Origin of the sequence: Streptomyces minutiscleroticus (genome assembly GCF_014650875.1) — a bacterium.
Classification (GTDB): domain Bacteria; phylum Actinomycetota; class Actinomycetes; order Streptomycetales; family Streptomycetaceae; genus Streptomyces; species Streptomyces minutiscleroticus.
In genome coordinates this window covers 97,803-113,186 of sequence record NZ_BMVU01000024.1, presented here as the reverse complement: position 1 = coordinate 113,186, position 15,384 = coordinate 97,803, and the positions used below count along the sequence as shown (strand labels likewise).

The 15,384-nt window shown below is 73.8% G+C and carries 14 protein-coding genes; 8 read left to right on the top strand and 6 right to left on the bottom strand.

Annotation, left to right across the window (positions count from 1 at the left end):
- Position 1 precedes the first annotated feature (1 nt).
- The gene (locus tag IE271_RS22705; protein ID WP_190192236.1) at positions 2–709 is read right to left on the bottom strand and encodes a succinate dehydrogenase; all 708 of its coding nucleotides are present in this window, start codon (positions 707–709) and stop codon (positions 2–4) included.
- A gap of 95 nt (positions 710–804) precedes the next feature.
- Between IE271_RS22705 and IE271_RS22700 the strand changes: the two genes are divergently transcribed.
- On the top strand, positions 805–1,689 hold the full coding sequence (locus IE271_RS22700; RefSeq protein ID WP_190192235.1) for a LysR family transcriptional regulator: 885 nt from the start codon (positions 805–807) through the stop codon (positions 1,687–1,689).
- 195 nt (positions 1,690–1,884) lie between these two features.
- Here IE271_RS22700 and IE271_RS22695 read toward each other — a convergent pair whose 3' ends face one another.
- Entirely contained in the window at positions 1,885–2,772 is an 888-nt protein-coding gene (locus tag IE271_RS22695; protein ID WP_190192234.1) for an NAD(P)H-binding protein, read from the bottom strand.
- A 153-nt stretch (positions 2,773–2,925) separates the two neighbouring features.
- Here IE271_RS22695 and IE271_RS22690 point away from each other — a divergent pair, with 153 nt between their 5' ends.
- On the top strand, positions 2,926–3,882 hold the full coding sequence (locus tag IE271_RS22690) for a LysR family transcriptional regulator (RefSeq protein WP_190192233.1): 957 nt from the start codon (positions 2,926–2,928) through the stop codon (positions 3,880–3,882).
- A gap of 264 nt (positions 3,883–4,146) precedes the next feature.
- On the opposite strand, the gene IE271_RS22685 is transcribed toward IE271_RS22690, so the two are convergent.
- From IE271_RS22685 to IE271_RS22675, 3 genes are all read right to left on the bottom strand, one after another.
- On the bottom strand, positions 4,147–6,282 hold the full coding sequence (locus IE271_RS22685; protein ID WP_190192232.1) for a putative bifunctional diguanylate cyclase/phosphodiesterase: 2,136 nt from the start codon (positions 6,280–6,282) through the stop codon (positions 4,147–4,149).
- On the bottom strand, positions 6,279–7,091 hold the full coding sequence (locus IE271_RS22680; protein ID WP_190192231.1) for an SAM-dependent methyltransferase: 813 nt from the start codon (positions 7,089–7,091) through the stop codon (positions 6,279–6,281). Before IE271_RS22680 ends, IE271_RS22685 begins: the two co-directional genes overlap by 4 nt.
- Positions 7,092–7,484: 393 nt before the next feature.
- Positions 7,485–8,420 carry an SCO0930 family lipoprotein gene (locus IE271_RS22675; RefSeq protein WP_190192230.1) on the bottom strand — a complete coding sequence of 312 codons (936 nt, stop codon included), beginning with the start codon at positions 8,418–8,420 and terminating at the stop codon, positions 7,485–7,487.
- 710 nt (positions 8,421–9,130) lie between these two features.
- On the opposite strand from IE271_RS22675, the gene IE271_RS43370 reads away from it, so the two are divergent.
- The 3 genes from IE271_RS43370 (at position 9,131) to IE271_RS22660 (ending at position 11,087) form a co-directional block, all read left to right on the top strand.
- Complete coding sequence (locus IE271_RS43370; RefSeq protein WP_268256213.1) at positions 9,131–9,262, top strand: hypothetical protein; 132 nt, start codon at positions 9,131–9,133, stop codon at positions 9,260–9,262.
- 18 nt (positions 9,263–9,280) lie between these two features.
- Positions 9,281–10,045, top strand: a complete 765-nt coding sequence (locus IE271_RS22665) for a bestrophin-like domain (RefSeq protein ID WP_190192228.1) — start codon at positions 9,281–9,283, stop codon at positions 10,043–10,045.
- A 508-nt stretch (positions 10,046–10,553) separates the two neighbouring features.
- Complete coding sequence (locus IE271_RS22660) at positions 10,554–11,087, top strand: hypothetical protein (RefSeq protein ID WP_190192227.1); 534 nt, start codon at positions 10,554–10,556, stop codon at positions 11,085–11,087.
- A gap of 256 nt (positions 11,088–11,343) precedes the next feature.
- Here the strand turns inward: IE271_RS22660 and IE271_RS22655 are convergent, their stop codons facing one another.
- Complete coding sequence (locus IE271_RS22655; protein ID WP_190192226.1) at positions 11,344–11,838, bottom strand: hypothetical protein; 495 nt, start codon at positions 11,836–11,838, stop codon at positions 11,344–11,346.
- A gap of 333 nt (positions 11,839–12,171) precedes the next feature.
- Here IE271_RS22655 and IE271_RS22650 point away from each other — a divergent pair, with 333 nt between their 5' ends.
- The 3 genes from IE271_RS22650 to IE271_RS22640 all read left to right on the top strand — a co-directional run bounded on the left by IE271_RS22650 (position 12,172) and on the right by IE271_RS22640 (position 15,230).
- Positions 12,172–12,840, top strand: coding sequence for a class F sortase (locus IE271_RS22650; RefSeq protein WP_190192225.1), 669 nt, complete (start codon positions 12,172–12,174; stop codon positions 12,838–12,840).
- 263 nt (positions 12,841–13,103) lie between these two features.
- The gene (locus tag IE271_RS22645) at positions 13,104–13,565 is read left to right on the top strand and encodes a universal stress protein (protein WP_190192224.1); all 462 of its coding nucleotides are present in this window, start codon (positions 13,104–13,106) and stop codon (positions 13,563–13,565) included.
- Between the two features lie 246 nt (positions 13,566–13,811).
- Complete coding sequence (locus tag IE271_RS22640; RefSeq protein ID WP_190192223.1) at positions 13,812–15,230, top strand: amino acid permease; 1,419 nt, start codon at positions 13,812–13,814, stop codon at positions 15,228–15,230.
- The last annotated feature ends 154 nt before the right edge of the window (positions 15,231–15,384 follow it).

Genomic DNA, 15,384 nt, shown 5'->3' with positions numbered 1-15,384 from the left:
GTCAGCTCACCACTCCGGTCATCACGGCCACGGGTACGGAGACGAAGCCCAGCGTCAGCACCAGCGCGAGCACGTTGGCGACGGTCTTGAGGGCGCGGTCGCGGGCGCGGCTGCCCACGCCGAGGGTCTGTGCGGCGCTCCAGAAGCCGTGCTGGACGTGCAGGCCGAGCGCGAGCATCGCGACGATGTAGATGACGTTGCCGTACCAGGTGGAGAAGGTGTCGACCACGTTCTGGTACGGGTGCCCGGCCTGGAAGCCGTCCGCGTGCACGGTGCCGGTGGTCAGGTCCAGGATGTGCCACACGATGAACAGGCCGAGGATGATCCCGCCCCAGCGCATGGTGCGGGTGGCGTAGCTCGCCCGCGCCCGCTTGTGCACGTACTTGCTCGGCCTGGCCCTGATGTCGCGGCGGCTGAGCTGGTACGCGGAGACGGCGTGCGCGACGACGGCGACGACGAGGACCACGCGGACGATCCACAGGGCCCACTCGTGGTGGAGGAACGGTTCTCCAAGGGTGCGCAGCCAGTGCGCGTAGCCGTTGAACTCGTCCGAACCGAAGAAGATCTTGAGGTTGCCCAGCATGTGGACGACGAGGTACGCCAGCATGACCAGACCGCTGACGGCCATGACGGTCTTCTTGCCGACGGAGCTGTCCCACACGGTGCGCGCCATGGACGGTTTCCGGTCCGTCCGCGTTGCCAGAGCCATGTCACAAGACGCTACGGCCCCGACCGCCCATCGGTCCAAGACATGGTCCGGCTCGATTCCATAGATGTTCCCTATCGAGGGCCTATGCTGGCGGGGTGCAGTTCCACCAGCTCCAGTACTTCGTGGCCGTCGCCGAGACCCGGCACTTCACCCGGGCGGCGGAGCTGATGCACGTCGCGCAGCCCTCGCTGTCCCAGCAGATCAAGGCGCTGGAGCGGGAGCTGGGCGCGGACCTGTTCCTGCGGGCGCGCGGCAACATCACGCTCACGGACGCCGGCGAGGCGCTGCTGCCGCTGGCCCGGCGCATCCTGGCCGACACGGACACCGCCCGGCAGGAGGTGCAGGAGCTGGTGCAGCTGCGCAGGGGGCGGGTCCGGCTCGGCGCGACCCCGAGCCTGTGCACCGGTCTGCTGCCGGACGTGCTGCGCGCCTTCCACGACAGCTATCCGGGCATCCGGCTGCTGATCGAGGAGGGCGGCTCGCACGACCTCGTACGGGAGCTGGCGCGCGGCGCCCTGGACCTGGCCCTGGTGGTCCTCCCCCTGCCCACCCCGTCCCCCGCGCTGACCACGGTGGAGGTGCTGAGGGAGGACCTGGTCGTGGTCTCCTCCCCGGAGGCCCCGGCACCGGGCGGCGGCCGGCGCACGGTCCGGATCGCCGACCTGGAGGGCGAGCGCCTCGTGATGTTCCGGCACGGCTACGACCTGCGGGAACTGACGGTGGCCGCGTGCCGCGCCGAGGGCTTCGAACCGGACTTCGCGGTGGAGGGCGGCGAGATGGACGCGGTCCTCGGCTTCGTCCGCGCGGGCCTGGGCGTGGCGGTCGTGCCGCGGATGATAGCCGCGCGTTCGGGCCGCGGCCTGCGCGTGACCCCCCTGGCCCGCCCGGGCCTGCACCGCACGATCGCCCTGGCCCACCGCAGCGACGTGGCGCCGCCGCGGGCGGCCAGGGAACTGCAGCGGATGCTGCTGGACCGCTGAGCGTCCGCAGCGCGAGGCGATCCCGCCGGGGAGTGACCGGCGACGCGGCGGACACGCCACGAGCCGGACACGCCGCGAGCCGGTGACCGGGCGCGGTCCCGCCGGGTTCTTTCCCGCGGGGCGTCCGGCCCCGGGGCCCGCTCCGTCCGGCGGCCGGAAGGACGGACGGCGGACGGCGGCCCCGCGGGGTCCGGCTCAGTTCCGGACGGCCGGCTCGAGGACCTCCTCGCACCACTGCCGGAACCCGGTGGGCGCCCACTCGGGCGTGCTCGGGGCGTCGGCGCCGTAGAAACCCTGCTCGTCGATGGCGCGCACCATGTCGGACACGCTCCGCGCCCAGCCCTCGGACGTGCCGGACCGCGCCAGCGACGCCCGGTACTCCTCCGCGGTGGCCCGCCGGTAGCCGACCGGGCGCTCCAGCACCTCGGCCATCACCCGTGCCATGCCCTCGGGCGTCAGCTCGTCGGGGCCGACCAGCGGGACGTCGGCCCGCCCGGTCCACGTCGGGTCGAGCAGCAGCCGGGCCGCCGCCGCGGCGATGTCCCGGGTGGCGCAGGTGCGCAGCACCCGGTCGCCCGCCACCGTCAGGAAGAACGCGCCCCGGTCGCGGACCGCGCCCGCCTGGCCGAGCAGGTTCTCCATCAGGAACGGCGGGCACAGCGCCCGGTAGTGCACGCCCGTCGCCGCGATCCGGTCGTCCATCGCCAGCGAGGCCGAGACGGGCCCGGCGTCGCACGCGACGCCGCGGCCCAGGGTGGAGACGGCGACGACGCGCTCGACGCCGCCCTGCCCGATCACCTCGCACAGCGGCCGGGTGAAGGCGTCGAAGTGACGCTCGGCGCTGTCCGCGGTGGGGGTCGGCGGCACCAGCCAGAACACGCGGTCGGCACCGGCGCAGGCCTCCTTCAGGAGACCGGGGTCGGCGTGCGATCCGCGGACCACCTCGGCACGGTCGCGCACCCGGGCGGGCAGCCGCGCGGGGTCACGGGCGATCACCCGCAGCGGTCCGGCGTCCCGGGCGTCCAGCAGCAGGTCGAGGAGGTCCCGGCCGATCCGGCCGGTCGGGGTCGTGACGACGATCATGAAAACTCCGGAAGGGGAAGGAGGGAAGGACACCCGCCCGCTCCGGGCGGACGGCGCACGTCGATCCTGCGGTCCGGCTTCCCGGAACTGAAGGATCGGTCCGCTCCCGGTTGTTACCCTCAGGGACATACCGATCGGAGGGGAGCCGCCGCCGTGGAGTCCCGCCCACTGCGCTACTTCGTCGCCGTCGCCGAGGAGTTGAACTTCGCCCGCGCGGCCGAGCGGCTGGGCATCTCACCGCCGCCGCTGTCGCGCGCGATCCGCGGGCTGGAGGCCGACCTGGGCGTCACCCTGTTCGAGCGCACCACGCACAGCGTCACACTGACCGGTGCGGGCGAGGTGCTGCTGGCGGAGGCCAGGGTGGCGCTGGACGCCCTGCGGGCGGCCGGGCGGCGGGCACAGCGCGCGGCCGCCGGTGCGGGGCTGGTCCTGGCCGTCAAGGCCGACGGCGACGCGGGCCTGCTGGAGCCGGTCCTGGAGCGCTACGCCGCCGAGCCGGCGTCCGCGCCGGTCACGGTCCGCCTGTGCGGGTGGCACGAACAGCCCCGGCTGCTGCGGCTGGGCGAGGCCGACGCCGCCCTGGTCCACGAGCCGTTCGACCGCACCGGCCTGGACACCGAGCCGCTCGTCACCGAGCGGCGCGTCGCCGCCCTCGCCGCCGCCCACCCGCTCGCCGCCCGTGACCGGATCGCCCTCGCCGATCTCGGCCTGGGCCCCGGCGAGCTGTACCGCTTCCTGGACGAGACGGCCCACCAGGGCAGCGACCTCGCCCAGTTGCTGACGCTGGTCGCCCTCGGCCGTGCCGTCGCCCTGCTGCCCGCCTCCGTCGCCACCCGCTATCCGCGCCCGGGCGTCGTCTACCGGCCCGTGCCGGACGCGCCGCCCGCGGTCCTGTCGATCGCCTGGCCGCAGCAGTCCCGGTCGACGGCGACCGCGGCCCTGGTCCGGACGGCCGCGTCCGTGGCCGAAGCCGTACGGGGACGCGGGGAGGACTCGCCCGCGTCCTCGGCCACCGCCGGATCGCCGCCGCCCGCTCACCGTGCCGCGGCGGCCGGCTCCCCCGCCGCCGCGGCCGGCCGCGGCGGTTCGTCCACCGGCCACCGGTCGTAGACGTGCTCGCCGTACCCGGCGGCGGGCACCCGGCCGCCGGGGGCGATCAGGGAGTCGGCGGGCCGGCCGGGGCGGCCGCCGGCCCGGCGGGACGCGGGAAGGCGTTCCCGGCCGCGCGGGACCTGCCGCCCGCCGGTCACCGGCGTCCGGAGGACCGGGAGCCGGTCGCGCGGAGGACCAAAAACCAGGCGCGCGGGCCGGGCACTCGGTCCGGCCGGGCACTCGGTCCGGGCGGGAGCCGTCGGGTGCGTCCGACGGGTGCCGTCAGCCCGTCGCGTCCATGAGCGCCAGCTCGTGCAGGCGGTCCGGCGGGCCGGGGCGCGCGTAGTACCAGCCCTGGGCCGTGTCGCAGCCCATGAGGCGCAGCTGCTCGGCCTGGGCGCCGGTCTCCACGCCCTCGACCGTGACCGCGAGGTCCAGGCTGTGGGCGAGGGAGACGATGCCCTCGACGATCTTCAGGTCGACCGGGTCCGCCGGGAACTGCTGCATGCCCTGGGTGAAGGAGCGGTCCAGCTTGAGGACGCTCACCGGCAGCCGGCGCAGGTTGGCGAGGTTGGAGTAGCCCGTGCCGAAGTCGTCGAGCGCGATGTCCACGCCCATCTCGGCGAGCCGCCGCAGCGGCTTGAGCAGGTCGTCGTCCGCCCCTATCAGCGCGGACTCGGTGACCTCCAGGCACAGCGCGTCCGGTTCGAGACCGGCCTCCTCCAGGATCTCGACCGTGTCGGAGACCAGCCCCGGGTGGGTGAGCTGACACGGCGACAGGTTGACGTTGACCCGCAGCGGGCCGGAGCCCGCGGTCCGCTGCTGCCACGCCCGCGCCTGGCGGACCGACTCCTCGAGGACCCAGCGGCCCAGCGGCACGATCAGGCCCGTGCGCTCGGCGAGCGGGATGAAGCGGTCCGGGCCGAGCACCCCGTGCTGCGGGTGCAGCCACCGCACCAGCGCCTCGGCGCCGCGCACGCTGCCGTCGCCGAGCTTCACCAGCGGCTGGTACTCGATGAAGAACTCGCCCCGGTCCAGGGCCGCCGGCAGCGCCGTGGTCAGCCCGTGCCGGGTGATCACGCGCGCGTCGGCCTCGGGGTCGGCGAGCTCGTAGCGGTTGCCGCCCGCGGACTTCGCCCGGTACATCGTGATGTCGGCGCTGCGCAGCACCTCCGCCGGGCCCCGCTCCCCCGCCGGACCCTCGACGATGCCGATGCTGCCGCGCACGGTCAGCTCGCGGCCGTCGATCCGGATGGGGGCGGACAGCGCGTTGAGGATGCGGTCGGCGAGCGCGTCGACCTCGTGCTGGGTGTCGGGACCGGTGGTCAGCGCCACGAACTCGTCGCCGCCGAGCCGCGCGACCATCTCGCCGGGCGCGGTCGCGCAGGCCTGCAGCCGGTCGGCGACCTCCACCAGCAGCCGGTCGCCGGCCGCGTGCCCGAGGCTGTCGTTGATGGCCTTGAAGCCGTCGAGGTCGAGGTAGCACAGCCCGAAGCGCGCGTCGCCGCCCGCGGCGAGCGCCTTGTCGAGGCGCTCGAAGAACAGGGTGCGGTTGGGCAGCCCGGTGAGCGCGTCGTGCGTCGCCTCGTAGCGCAGCCGCAGGTTGAGCAGCCGGCGCTCGGTGGTGTCCTCCATGAGCGCGAGCTGGTACTGCGGCTGCCCGTCGGCGTCGCGCAGCAGGGAGACCGTCAGGTTGGTCCACAGGACCGTTCCGTCGGGCCGGTAGTACGCCTTCTCGATGTGGTAGTGCTCGCGGTCGCCCTGCACCAGCTCCTCGTACAGGCGCCACACCTGGGGCGCGTCCTCGGGGTGCGTCCACTGCTTGACGTTGCGGCCGCGCACCGACTGCTCGGTGCCGCCGAACATGCGCAGCAGCGTGTTGTTCACCTCGAGGATGTTGCCGTCGAGGTCGGCGATGCTGATGCCGATGGCCGCGCCCTCGAAGACCGCGCGGAAGCGCGCCTCGCTCGCGTGCAGCGCCTGGGCCACCGCCTCCTGGGCGTGCAGCGCGGCGTGGGCGATGGTCTCCTGCTCGGCGAGCGTGCGCTCGCGCAGCGCCTGGGCGAACCCGGCGGCCATCGCGTGCTGCAGCCGCGAGGCGCGGGTGCGCAGCGCGTCCTGCGGCCCGTCCTCGCCGCAGTACAGCACCAGGTAGGCGTCGACGCAGTCGAGCGTGCGGCTGAGCGACTCGGGGTCGGTGCAGTGCACGTCGATCAGCGCGGCGCCGAGCGCCTGGCCCTCGGCCGCGTTCATCGCCCGGGCGTGCAGTGCGTCGCGCAGCCGCCGGGCGAGCGGCACCAGCTGCTCCTCGAACTCCGGCCTGGTCAGCGACGTCGCGGTCACCGGGAAGATCGCCCGGGCCCATATCGCCGCGAACCTGCGCAGTCTGTCCTCCGGTCCGTCCGGCTCGGTGGTCACGCCTTGCGCCCCACTCCCGCGTAGCCGGACGCGGCGTACGGGTCCTCGTCCTCGGGCGCCGTCTCGGGCCGCCAGTCCCGCAGCGGCACCAGTCCGGGTTCCACCATGTCGTACCCCTCGAAGAACCGCGCGACGTCGTCGCGCGCGCGCATGATCAGCGGGTTTCGGATGTTCTTGTAGACGTCGACCGCGCCCTCGGTCCGCTTCTGCGGAAGCGGGATGTGGTCGGCCGAGGCGTGCGTGACGACGAGCAGGCTGCCGGGTGCGAGCGCGTCCCGCAGCTCGGCCACCTTCCCGTACGGGTCGTCCGTGTCCTCCACGAAGTGCAGTATGGCAACGAGGAGGAGGGCGACCGGCCGGTTCAGGTCGATCAGCCGCCGCACCGCGTCGCTGCGCAGGATCTCCTGCGGCCTGCGCAGGTCCGCGGCGACGATGCCGGCGTTCTCGTTGCCCTTCAGGACCGCGCCGCTGTGCGCCACGGCCACCGGGTCGTGGTCGACGTACACGACCCGGGCCCCCGGGGACGCCTCCTGCGCCACCTCGTGGACGTTGCCGAAGGTCGGGATGCCCGAGCCGATGTCGAGGAACTGGGTGACGCCCTCGGCCACCGCGAACCGCACGGCCCGGCGCATGAAGGCCCGGTTGGCCTGCATGATCTTGGGCAGTCCCGGCATGAATTCCATGGCCTTGCGGGCCGCTTCCCGGTCCACCTCGAAGTTGTGCGAACCGCCCAGGTAGTAGTCGTAGATGCGGCTCACACTGGGCACCGTGATGTCGATGCTGCGTGGGGCCCAGGCGGGACGCTCCATCAATCTCTCCAACACGTAGGCGTTCCGGTGTTCGAGCAGAGGCTACTGATCGCCCGCCAACAGAGCGAGTCAAAACGGAAATTGACCGTCCGTTCCCGGTCACCGCCTCCGGCACCTGCCGAATTGCCCCCACACGAAAGCACGGCGGAACATCTCCGAGAGTTTCCGAGGAGTTACGAAGCGTCGCGGCGAAATCCGTATCGCCGGAAAAGGGCGGTCCGCCCTCTGTGCGGGAAAAGGGAGATCCGCCCCCTCCCTTGCGGTGCGGAGGGGGCGGACCGGGGTCGCGCGCGGGTCGTTCCGTACATCCGGCACTCTGCTTCCTGTCCGCTCCTTTCCTCTCTCCGCGGTCCGTCGGGTTTCCGGAGGATCGACCTGGGGGAGGTGATCCGTCTACTTCGGCGCGCCGACCGGCTTTCCGTCGGGCGCGACGGCGTACCAGGTGCCGCCCACGCCCTGACCGTTGGTGTCGCCGGGCTCCCGGTCCCCGGCGAAGGTGTAGATGGGCCAGCAGTCCACGGTCATCTGCTGCGTACCGTCGGGCCGGTCGAAGGTCATGAGGCCCTTCTTCACGACTCCCCTGGTGTCGTTCTTGTCCACGGGGGCGACGGCCGGCCACTTCTCCAGGCAGGCGCCGGTGCACGCGGACTTGACGGGCCAGGCGGAGTCCTTCATGAACCGGTAGACCGTCATGCCCTTCTTGTCGACGACGATCTCGCCCAGCTCGGGATCCTTGCGCGTGGACAGCCCGGCCGGCTCCGCCGCCTCGGCCTTCTTGCCGTCGGGCGCGGAGGCGAACCACGTGCCCCCCACGCCCTGGCCCTTGGTGTCACCGGCCGCCGTGTCCTTCGCGTAGCGGTACATCGGCCAGCCGTCGATGGTCAGCTGCTTGGTCCCGTCGGAGCGGGTGACCTCGCCGATCAGGGAGGCGTCGGCGCCCGCCGGCGCGGTGGCGCCGTCGGCCGGCACCGGGGGCCAGGTCTTGAGGCAGTCGCCCTCGCAGTTCGACCGGGGCGGTTCGGCCACGTCCTTGTCGAAGCGGTAGAGGGTGAAGCCGGCGCTGTCGGTGAGCACCTCGCCGAGCTTCTTGTCGGTGGCGACGGCGAGCTGGCCCGCGGCCTCCCCCGCGGCCGCCGCCTGCTGCCCCGCCCCGGTCGCGGCGCCGCCCTCGCCGGAGGCGGAGCCGTAGCCGTCCGCGGCAGCGGCGGCGCCCACGTTCTGGCTGCCCGTCGAGGCACTGCCGGCCTGTTCCTGACCGCACGCCGTCGTCAGCGCCAGCACGGCCGCGGCTGCCGCCACGAGCGAGGCGCTCCGCCAGGAGGTCTTCATGGGTAACTCCCGCTGTCAGCTCCGGTGGCGCGGCGCCCTTGCACGCCGCGCATGGCCCTACGTACGGGCCGGGGCACCGGGAGTGTTCAACCACCTCGCAAGATTCTTCCCGCACCCGCGCGGACGTCCCGCCCAGGGCGTGCGGACGCCCCGTTCACGGCATTCCGCACGGCAAACCGGACCGGCCCGGATCTCCCCCCTTCGGGCGGAATGGGCCGGGTCGCGGCGTGGGCGGCCGGACCGGTGCCCAGGATCTCGGGGTGCATGGACCTCAGCGAACCCGATCCGGCCTCGTCGTACGGCTGTTGGCGCTGATCGTGCTGGCCTGGCTGGCGGCCGGCGGGACGGGGGCCGCGGCGGTCGCCGCCGACTGCGGATACGCCTCCATCGGCCCCGGCGGACCGGGCGCCTCCGTCGCCGGCGGCCCGGGCGGTGCCGCGGCGGACGGCGGCGACGTCGCCGTCACCGGGAGCGGCGGGTACTGCAGCGCGGGCCCCGTGGAGCCCTCCCACCGGCCTCCGCCGCCTCCGCCGCCACCCCCGCCCAGTCCCCCGCCGCCTCCGGAGCCACCGTCACCGCCGCCGCCCCGGCCCGCGCCCCCCGCGCCGGAGCCGACGCCACCGCCGCAGCCCACTCCGACCCCGACCCCGCCCCCCGCTCCGACCCCGACACCCACTCCGACCCGCAGCGAGCGGCCCGAGCCGACGCGGGTGAGCTATCCGCCCCGGCGCGCGCCGGCCGCGCACCGGCGGACGCCGACCGGCGGCCCGTCCGTCCTGACGACCACCCTGATGATCATGGCGCCCGCGGTGCTCGCCGTAGCGGCGCTGCGCCCGCGCTGACCCCTCCGGAGGCACATCTTGTCAGAATGGCTTGTTCTCGCCGTCGCGATGGCCGCCGCGTGCGCCGTGGTCGTCATCGTGGCCGTCGTACGGGACCGCACCGCACCCGAGGACGACGACCCGTCCGAAACGCCGGATGTGATCGAGTACATGACGATGATGATCGGCGTGGTGTACGCCATCGTGCTGGGTCTCGCCATCGCCGGGGTGTGGGAGGCCCGCAGCGGGGCCCACGAGTACGTCCGCGCCGAGTCCCACGCGCTGCACGAGATCTCGGAGCGCGTCCGCGCCTATCCGCCCGACGCCCGCGACCGCATCCGGGACGACGTCAACGCCTATGTCGGCCACGTCGTCACCACCGAGTGGAAGTCCATGGCCGAGCACGGGCGGACCACCGAACGCGGCGACCGCCTGTTCGAGAGGATCCGCGCGGACGTCACCGACTACGAGCCGGGGTCGGACTTCGAGGCCCAGGCCTACCAGCCGCTCCTCGACCAGGTCACCGCGGCCGACGAGGCGCGCAGCGCCCGGGCCGGGTCGATCGAGCCGACCATGCCGGGGGTGGTGTGGTTCGGCCTGATCGCCGGCGCCGTGGTCACCGTCGGCATGATCTTCACCCTCCAGATCCGCCGCACCGGCCGCGAACTGCTCCTGGCCGGACTGTTCTCCATCCTGATCGCCTTCCTCCTGTTCCTCATCTGGGACTTCGACGAGCCCTACGTCCGGGGGGCGGAGGAGTCCCTGGCGCCGTTCCTGCAACTGTTCCCCGGCGTCAAGGGCTGAACGGGGACCGCCGCGGGCCGGCGGGTTCGGCGGTCCGCGCCTCCGCGGCCCCCGGGGTGCTCCCCGGGGGCCGCGGACGTGTGCGGGAGGCCCTCGGACCGGCGGGGGCCGCGGACGTGTGCGGGAGGCTCCCGGGCCGGCGGCTCGCGGGTCACCGGGGGGGCTGGGCCGCCGGGCCCGCGGGCGCCAGGCAGGGCGCCCCGCGGGCCCCGACGGCCGGGCCACTGGGCCGACGGGCCGACGAGGCACCGGGCAGGGCGCCGCGGGCCCGGCGGCCGGGCCGGGCCCGCGGACGGAGCGGCCCGCCGGGGACGTGAGGGTGCCACGCCGTCGGCGTCCCCCTCGCGTACGCGCGCATTCACCCGGTCGGCCCACGGATCTGCCCCGTTCGCGCGGCTGCGATCGCGCCGGAGCCCGCGGCTTCCTAGCGTTTCGGGCGTCGAGGTGCATTCCCGGCGCGAGCGGAACAGGTCCGCCGCACGGCTCCTCGGGACCCGGAGGACTCACCATGCGCGCGATACGACGCGCCGCTTCGGCCGCCCTGGTGGGGGTCACGACCCTGGCCCTCTCCTCCTGCACCGTCGCCTCGGCCGACCCCGGCGGGGAGGAGGTCACCACGTTCGGCTACCGCGTCTCCCCGACGACCGTGGACGCGGGCGGCGAGGTCACCCTCTTCGTCACCGACTGCCGCAAGACGGCGCGCATCCACTCCGACGCCTTCGACACGGTCACCGTCCCCCGCGGGGAGGCGTTCGCGACGACCGACGTCGGCTGGGACGCCAAGCCGGGCGCCGTGTACGAGGTGACGTTCCGGTGCGGCCGCGAGACCGGCCACACCGACCTCACCGTCGCCGCCGGGCACCAGAAGCGTCCCCTGCACGACCCCGGCGACGTCCAGCACGGTGTCAAGGCCGGTGCGGGCGGCACCATGGACGGGTTCGACCTGCGGCGGATCGGCCTGGGCGGCGCGCTCGTCGGCGGCGCGATCGGCGTGGCGTACTACTGGTCGCGCCGCCGCCCCTCGGGCGACGGCGCGTCCTGACCCGGTACGGGACGATGGCTCCGACGACTTCGGCGGCTCCGGTGGACCGGCGGGCGAGCACGCCCCCGGCGCGGTCGCGGCGGTCCCGGCACGGCGGTGCCCCCGGCACGCCCGCGGCCCTCCGCCCCGGTACCCGCCGGGGTACGTACGGGGCGAAGGGCCGGGCCGCGTGCGATCCGGTCTCCGGCGCGGCGCGGTGCTCCGGGCGGGGGTCCCGCCGGGCCGGCGGTGCCCCGGCGGACGGCGCCCGCCCGCCTCAGAGCCTGCTCTCCGTGCGGCGCCGCAGCCAGAACGCGCCGCCGCCGATGAGTGCCACGGCCACCAGGCCGCCTCCGATCGCCACGTCGGTCGGGGTGGCTCCGGTGGCACTGCTGCCGCCGAGACCGCCGCGGACACCGCCGATGACGGTGAAGGCCGAGGGCCGGGTCAGCGCGCCGGTGCCCCCGCAGTCGACCTTGACGTCGTACGTGCCGGGCACGGCCGAGTCCTTGACCTTCGCCGTGCCGCTCGCCGACTCGTTGCGGCTGCCCTGCACCGACGACAGCTCCACCTCGTCCCGGAACGCGGGCGACATGGCACTGCCGCCCTTCGAGCAGCCGTCGACGGTGAGGGTCAGCTCACCGCCCCGGGCGATGACGCCGGGCAGGGCGACGATGTTGCTGGGATGGTCCCAGGCCGTGGCCGTCGGGGCGGCCGCGCCGAGCACGGCGGCCGCGACGGCGGAGACCGCCAGGGCACGAGTGGTACGCATGTGATCCTCCGGGGAAGGCGCCCCGGGAGCCGTCTCCCGGGTCGATCGGCGAGACAACGCCTTCCAGACAGACACTCAGATGCCTTTTACCGGCCCGCATTTCGGCGCTGGTCCGTCCTGGTGAGCGGATACGCCGGGAAAAACCGCGTGACCGGATATCACCGCAGGTCACGGACTGTCGGAAAATTCCCGGTCGCGGCTGCCCGGATGGCGCACCGGCCGCACGGTCGCCACCCGTTCGCCCTTTTCCCGTCGCCCGCCGGGCATGCTCCCCTTAGCTTTCTCGTACGCGCGACGGACGCGGTGACGGTCGTGTCGAGAGGGGTTTTGCGAATGTCTTCGTCCGAACTGCCCGAAGAGGAGGAGCGGCAGAAGAAGCGCGCCCCCTGGGGCGTGATAGCGCTTGTTCTGCTGACCGGTCTGGCACTCATTCGGAACGGTTCGGGGGAATTCGACGTGGGGCCGCCCCAGCCCGCGTCCGCGGCCGCCGCCGCGGCGGACGGCCGTACCGCGTCCGAGGCGGACGCACGCGCCGCGGAACCGCTCCCGTTCTCCGTGGCCGACCGGGTGCGGATTCCCGCGATCCAGGTGGACGCGCCGGTGACGCCGGTGGGCCTCGACGCGGACGGCTGGGTGGACGCGCCGCCGCCGGAGGACCCCAACCTCGCGGGCTGGTTCTCCGGGGCGGTCTCGCCGGGCGAGAAGGGCACGTCGGTCGTGGTCGGCCACGTCGACAACCAGCAGGGCCCCGCCGTGTTCTACGGTCTCGGCGCGCTGGAGAAGGGCAACGGCGTCGAGGTGCGGCGCCGGGACGGAAAGACCGCCGTGTTCGAGATCTACGGCATCGAGGTCTTCGACAAGAACGATTTCCCCGGAAAACGTGTCTACGGGGACACCGGGAAGCCGGAACTGCGGGTCATCACCTGCGGTGGCGGTTTCTCCGAGCAGAACGGATACAGCGGGAACGTCGTCGTGTTCGCCCGTATGACGGAGGTGCGCTGAGCGCTTTCCCTCCACCGGGAAGGGCGGGGCTCAAAGGAGAACGCGGGGAAAAGGCCGGGCCCCGGTGCGTGGCGCACCGGGGCCCGGCCTTTCCACCCGTGACGTGGCAGCCGGAGTCCAGCAGGCGCGGCAGGTGGTCGCGCGGCGCCCGGACCGGGCGCGGCGCCCGGGTGCGGCCCGTCCGGGCGAAGGCCGTGGTCGCAGCGGCCTCGGGCACGTACCTGGGCGGTCCGGCCGGCGGCGGCTTCGATAGCCTCGCAGCCGTGACGGAACAGCACTCCCACCAGTTCGAGCGCGGCACCGACGGGCCCAAGGTCGTCCTCGTCGGCGTGGACGGCTCCGAGCCCTCGCTCCGCGCGGCCGCGTACGCCGCCGGCCTGGCACGGCGGCAGCACGCCCTGCTGGCCGTCGTCTACGTGCAGCCGGTCCTGACGGCGGGCGCGGCGCTCGGCGCGCCGGTCGCCGAGACGACCGACGAGATCGCCGAGGACCTCGTCCGCTACATCCGGGAGTCCTCCGAGCGGGTCAAGGACACCTTCGACGTGCGCTGGGAGTTCCACACCTTCCGCGGCGACCCGTACAACGGCCTGGTGACGGCGGCCGACGAGCTGAAGGCGGACGCCGTGGTGGTCGGCGCCTCCGAGCAGGCGGGCCACCGCATCGTCGGCTCCGTCGCCGTCCGGCTGGTGAAGGCGGGCCGCTGGCCGGTGACCGTCGTACCGTAGCGGCGCTCACGCGTCACGCGCGTCCCTCGCGGACGCGGTGTCCGTAGCGGCACGCGGCACTCGTCGCGGCACGCGGTGTCCGTCACGGCACGCGGTACTTATCGCGGCACGCGGCACTCGTCGCGGCCGTGGTGCCCGCCACGGCACGCCGTGTCCGTCTCGGCGCGTGGCGTCTTCCGCCGCGCGCCTCGCTGGGCCATCATGATCGGCCGTCAGGCGATTGCCGTCCGCGAAGAGGTGAGGCTCATGGCCGGGCTCCGCATGGGCGAGGGAATTCTGCGCCGCAAACCCATCGACAGCATCGACGACACGGAGGCCGACGAGGGCCGCCTGGACCGGTCGCTCGGCCTGTGGCAGCTGACCGCGATCGGCGTCGGCGGCATCATCGGCGCCGGCATCTTCACCCTGGCCGGCACGGTGGCCAACGGCACGGCGGGCCCCGCGGTCGTCGTCTCCTTCCTGATCGCGGGCGTCGCGAGCGCCGCGGCGGCCCTGTCGTACGCCGAGTTCGCGGGCCTGATCCCGAAGGCGGGCTCCGCCTACACCTACGGGTACGCGGTCCTCGGCGAGTTCGCCGGCTGGTTCATCGGCTGGGACCTGCTGCTGGAGTACACGGCGATCGTGGCCGTGGTCGCCATCGGGATCTCCGGCTACTTCAGCTTCCTCGTCGGGGAACTGGGCGCCGACCTGCCGGCCTGGATGCTGGGCGCGCCCGGCACCGGCGACGGCCACCGGGTCGACCTGTTCGCGGCGCTGCTGTGCCTGCTCATCGCGTACCTGCTGAACCTGGGCATCCGCAACGCCGCCCGCTTCGAGACGGTCGTGGTCGTCCTGAAGGTGCTGGTGGTGCTGCTGGTGATCGGCGTGGGCGTCTTCCACATCGACACCGCTAACTACGACCCCTTCTTCCCCTACGGGGTGAGCGGCGCGTTCACGGGCGCGGCGACCGTCTTCTTCGCCGTCTTCGGGTACGACGCGATGTCCACGGCGGCGGAGGAGTCCAAGGACGCGCAGCGGCACATGCCCAAGGCGATCGTCTACTCGCTGGCGATCTCGATGGTCCTGTACGTGCTCGCCTGCCTGGTCCTCACCGGGATGCAGGACTACCGGGAGATCGACGAGGAGAGCGGCTTCTCCACGGCGTTCAAGTCGGTGGGCCTGAGCGGGCTCGCGGACGTCATCGCGGTCGGCGCGATCATCGGCATCCTCACCGTGATGTTCACGTTCATGCTGGGCGTGACCCGGGTGTGGTTCTCGATGAGCCGGGACGGGCTGCTGCCGAGGTGGTTCGCCAAGACGCACCCCACGCGGCACGTGCCGACGCGCGTGACGTGGATCGCGGGCGTGGCGTCGGCGGCGATCGCCGGGTTCCTGCCCATCGGCGAGGCGGCGGAGCTGACCAACATCGGCATCCTGCTGGCGTTCGTGGTGGTGTGCGTCGCGGTGATCGTCCTGCGCTACCGGCGCCCCGACCTGCCGCGCACCTTCCGCACCCCGGGGATGCCGGTGGTGCCGGCCCTGGGCGTGGTCTTCTCCCTGTGGCTGATCACGTTCCTGCAGTGGCAGACGTGGGTGCGGTTCGCCGTGTGGTTCGCGCTCGGCCTCGTCGTCTACTTCGGCTACTCCTACCGCCGTTCGGCGCTGGCCCGCGACGGCGGCGCCTGACCGGTCCGCCCTCCCCGGCGCCCGCCGCCGCACGGGCGGCCGGGGAGGGAACGCGCGCGCGGCGCCCGCGGACCGTTCGTCGTACCGTTCGTCGACGCATTCGACCGTCCGTCGCAGATCGCCGGCCGCTCCCTGTCCCGGCGCGGCCGCGTAC

Coding starts and splice junctions, on each gene's coding strand:
- IE271_RS22660 (WP_190192227.1), top strand. CDS start 10,554: ATGCGCGCGATACGACGCGCCGCTTCGGCCGCCCTGGTGGGGGTCACG.
- IE271_RS22705 (WP_190192236.1), bottom strand. CDS start 709: ATGGCTCTGGCAACGCGGACGGACCGGAAACCGTCCATGGCGCGCACC.
- IE271_RS22655 (WP_190192226.1), bottom strand. CDS start 11,838: ATGCGTACCACTCGTGCCCTGGCGGTCTCCGCCGTCGCGGCCGCCGTG.
- IE271_RS22650 (WP_190192225.1), top strand. CDS start 12,172: ATGTCTTCGTCCGAACTGCCCGAAGAGGAGGAGCGGCAGAAGAAGCGC.
- IE271_RS22640 (WP_190192223.1), top strand. CDS start 13,812: ATGGCCGGGCTCCGCATGGGCGAGGGAATTCTGCGCCGCAAACCCATC.
- IE271_RS22680 (WP_190192231.1), bottom strand. CDS start 7,091: ATGGAGCGTCCCGCCTGGGCCCCACGCAGCATCGACATCACGGTGCCC.
- IE271_RS22675 (WP_190192230.1), bottom strand. CDS start 8,420: ATGAAGACCTCCTGGCGGAGCGCCTCGCTCGTGGCGGCAGCCGCGGCC.
- IE271_RS22695 (WP_190192234.1), bottom strand. CDS start 2,772: ATGATCGTCGTCACGACCCCGACCGGCCGGATCGGCCGGGACCTCCTC.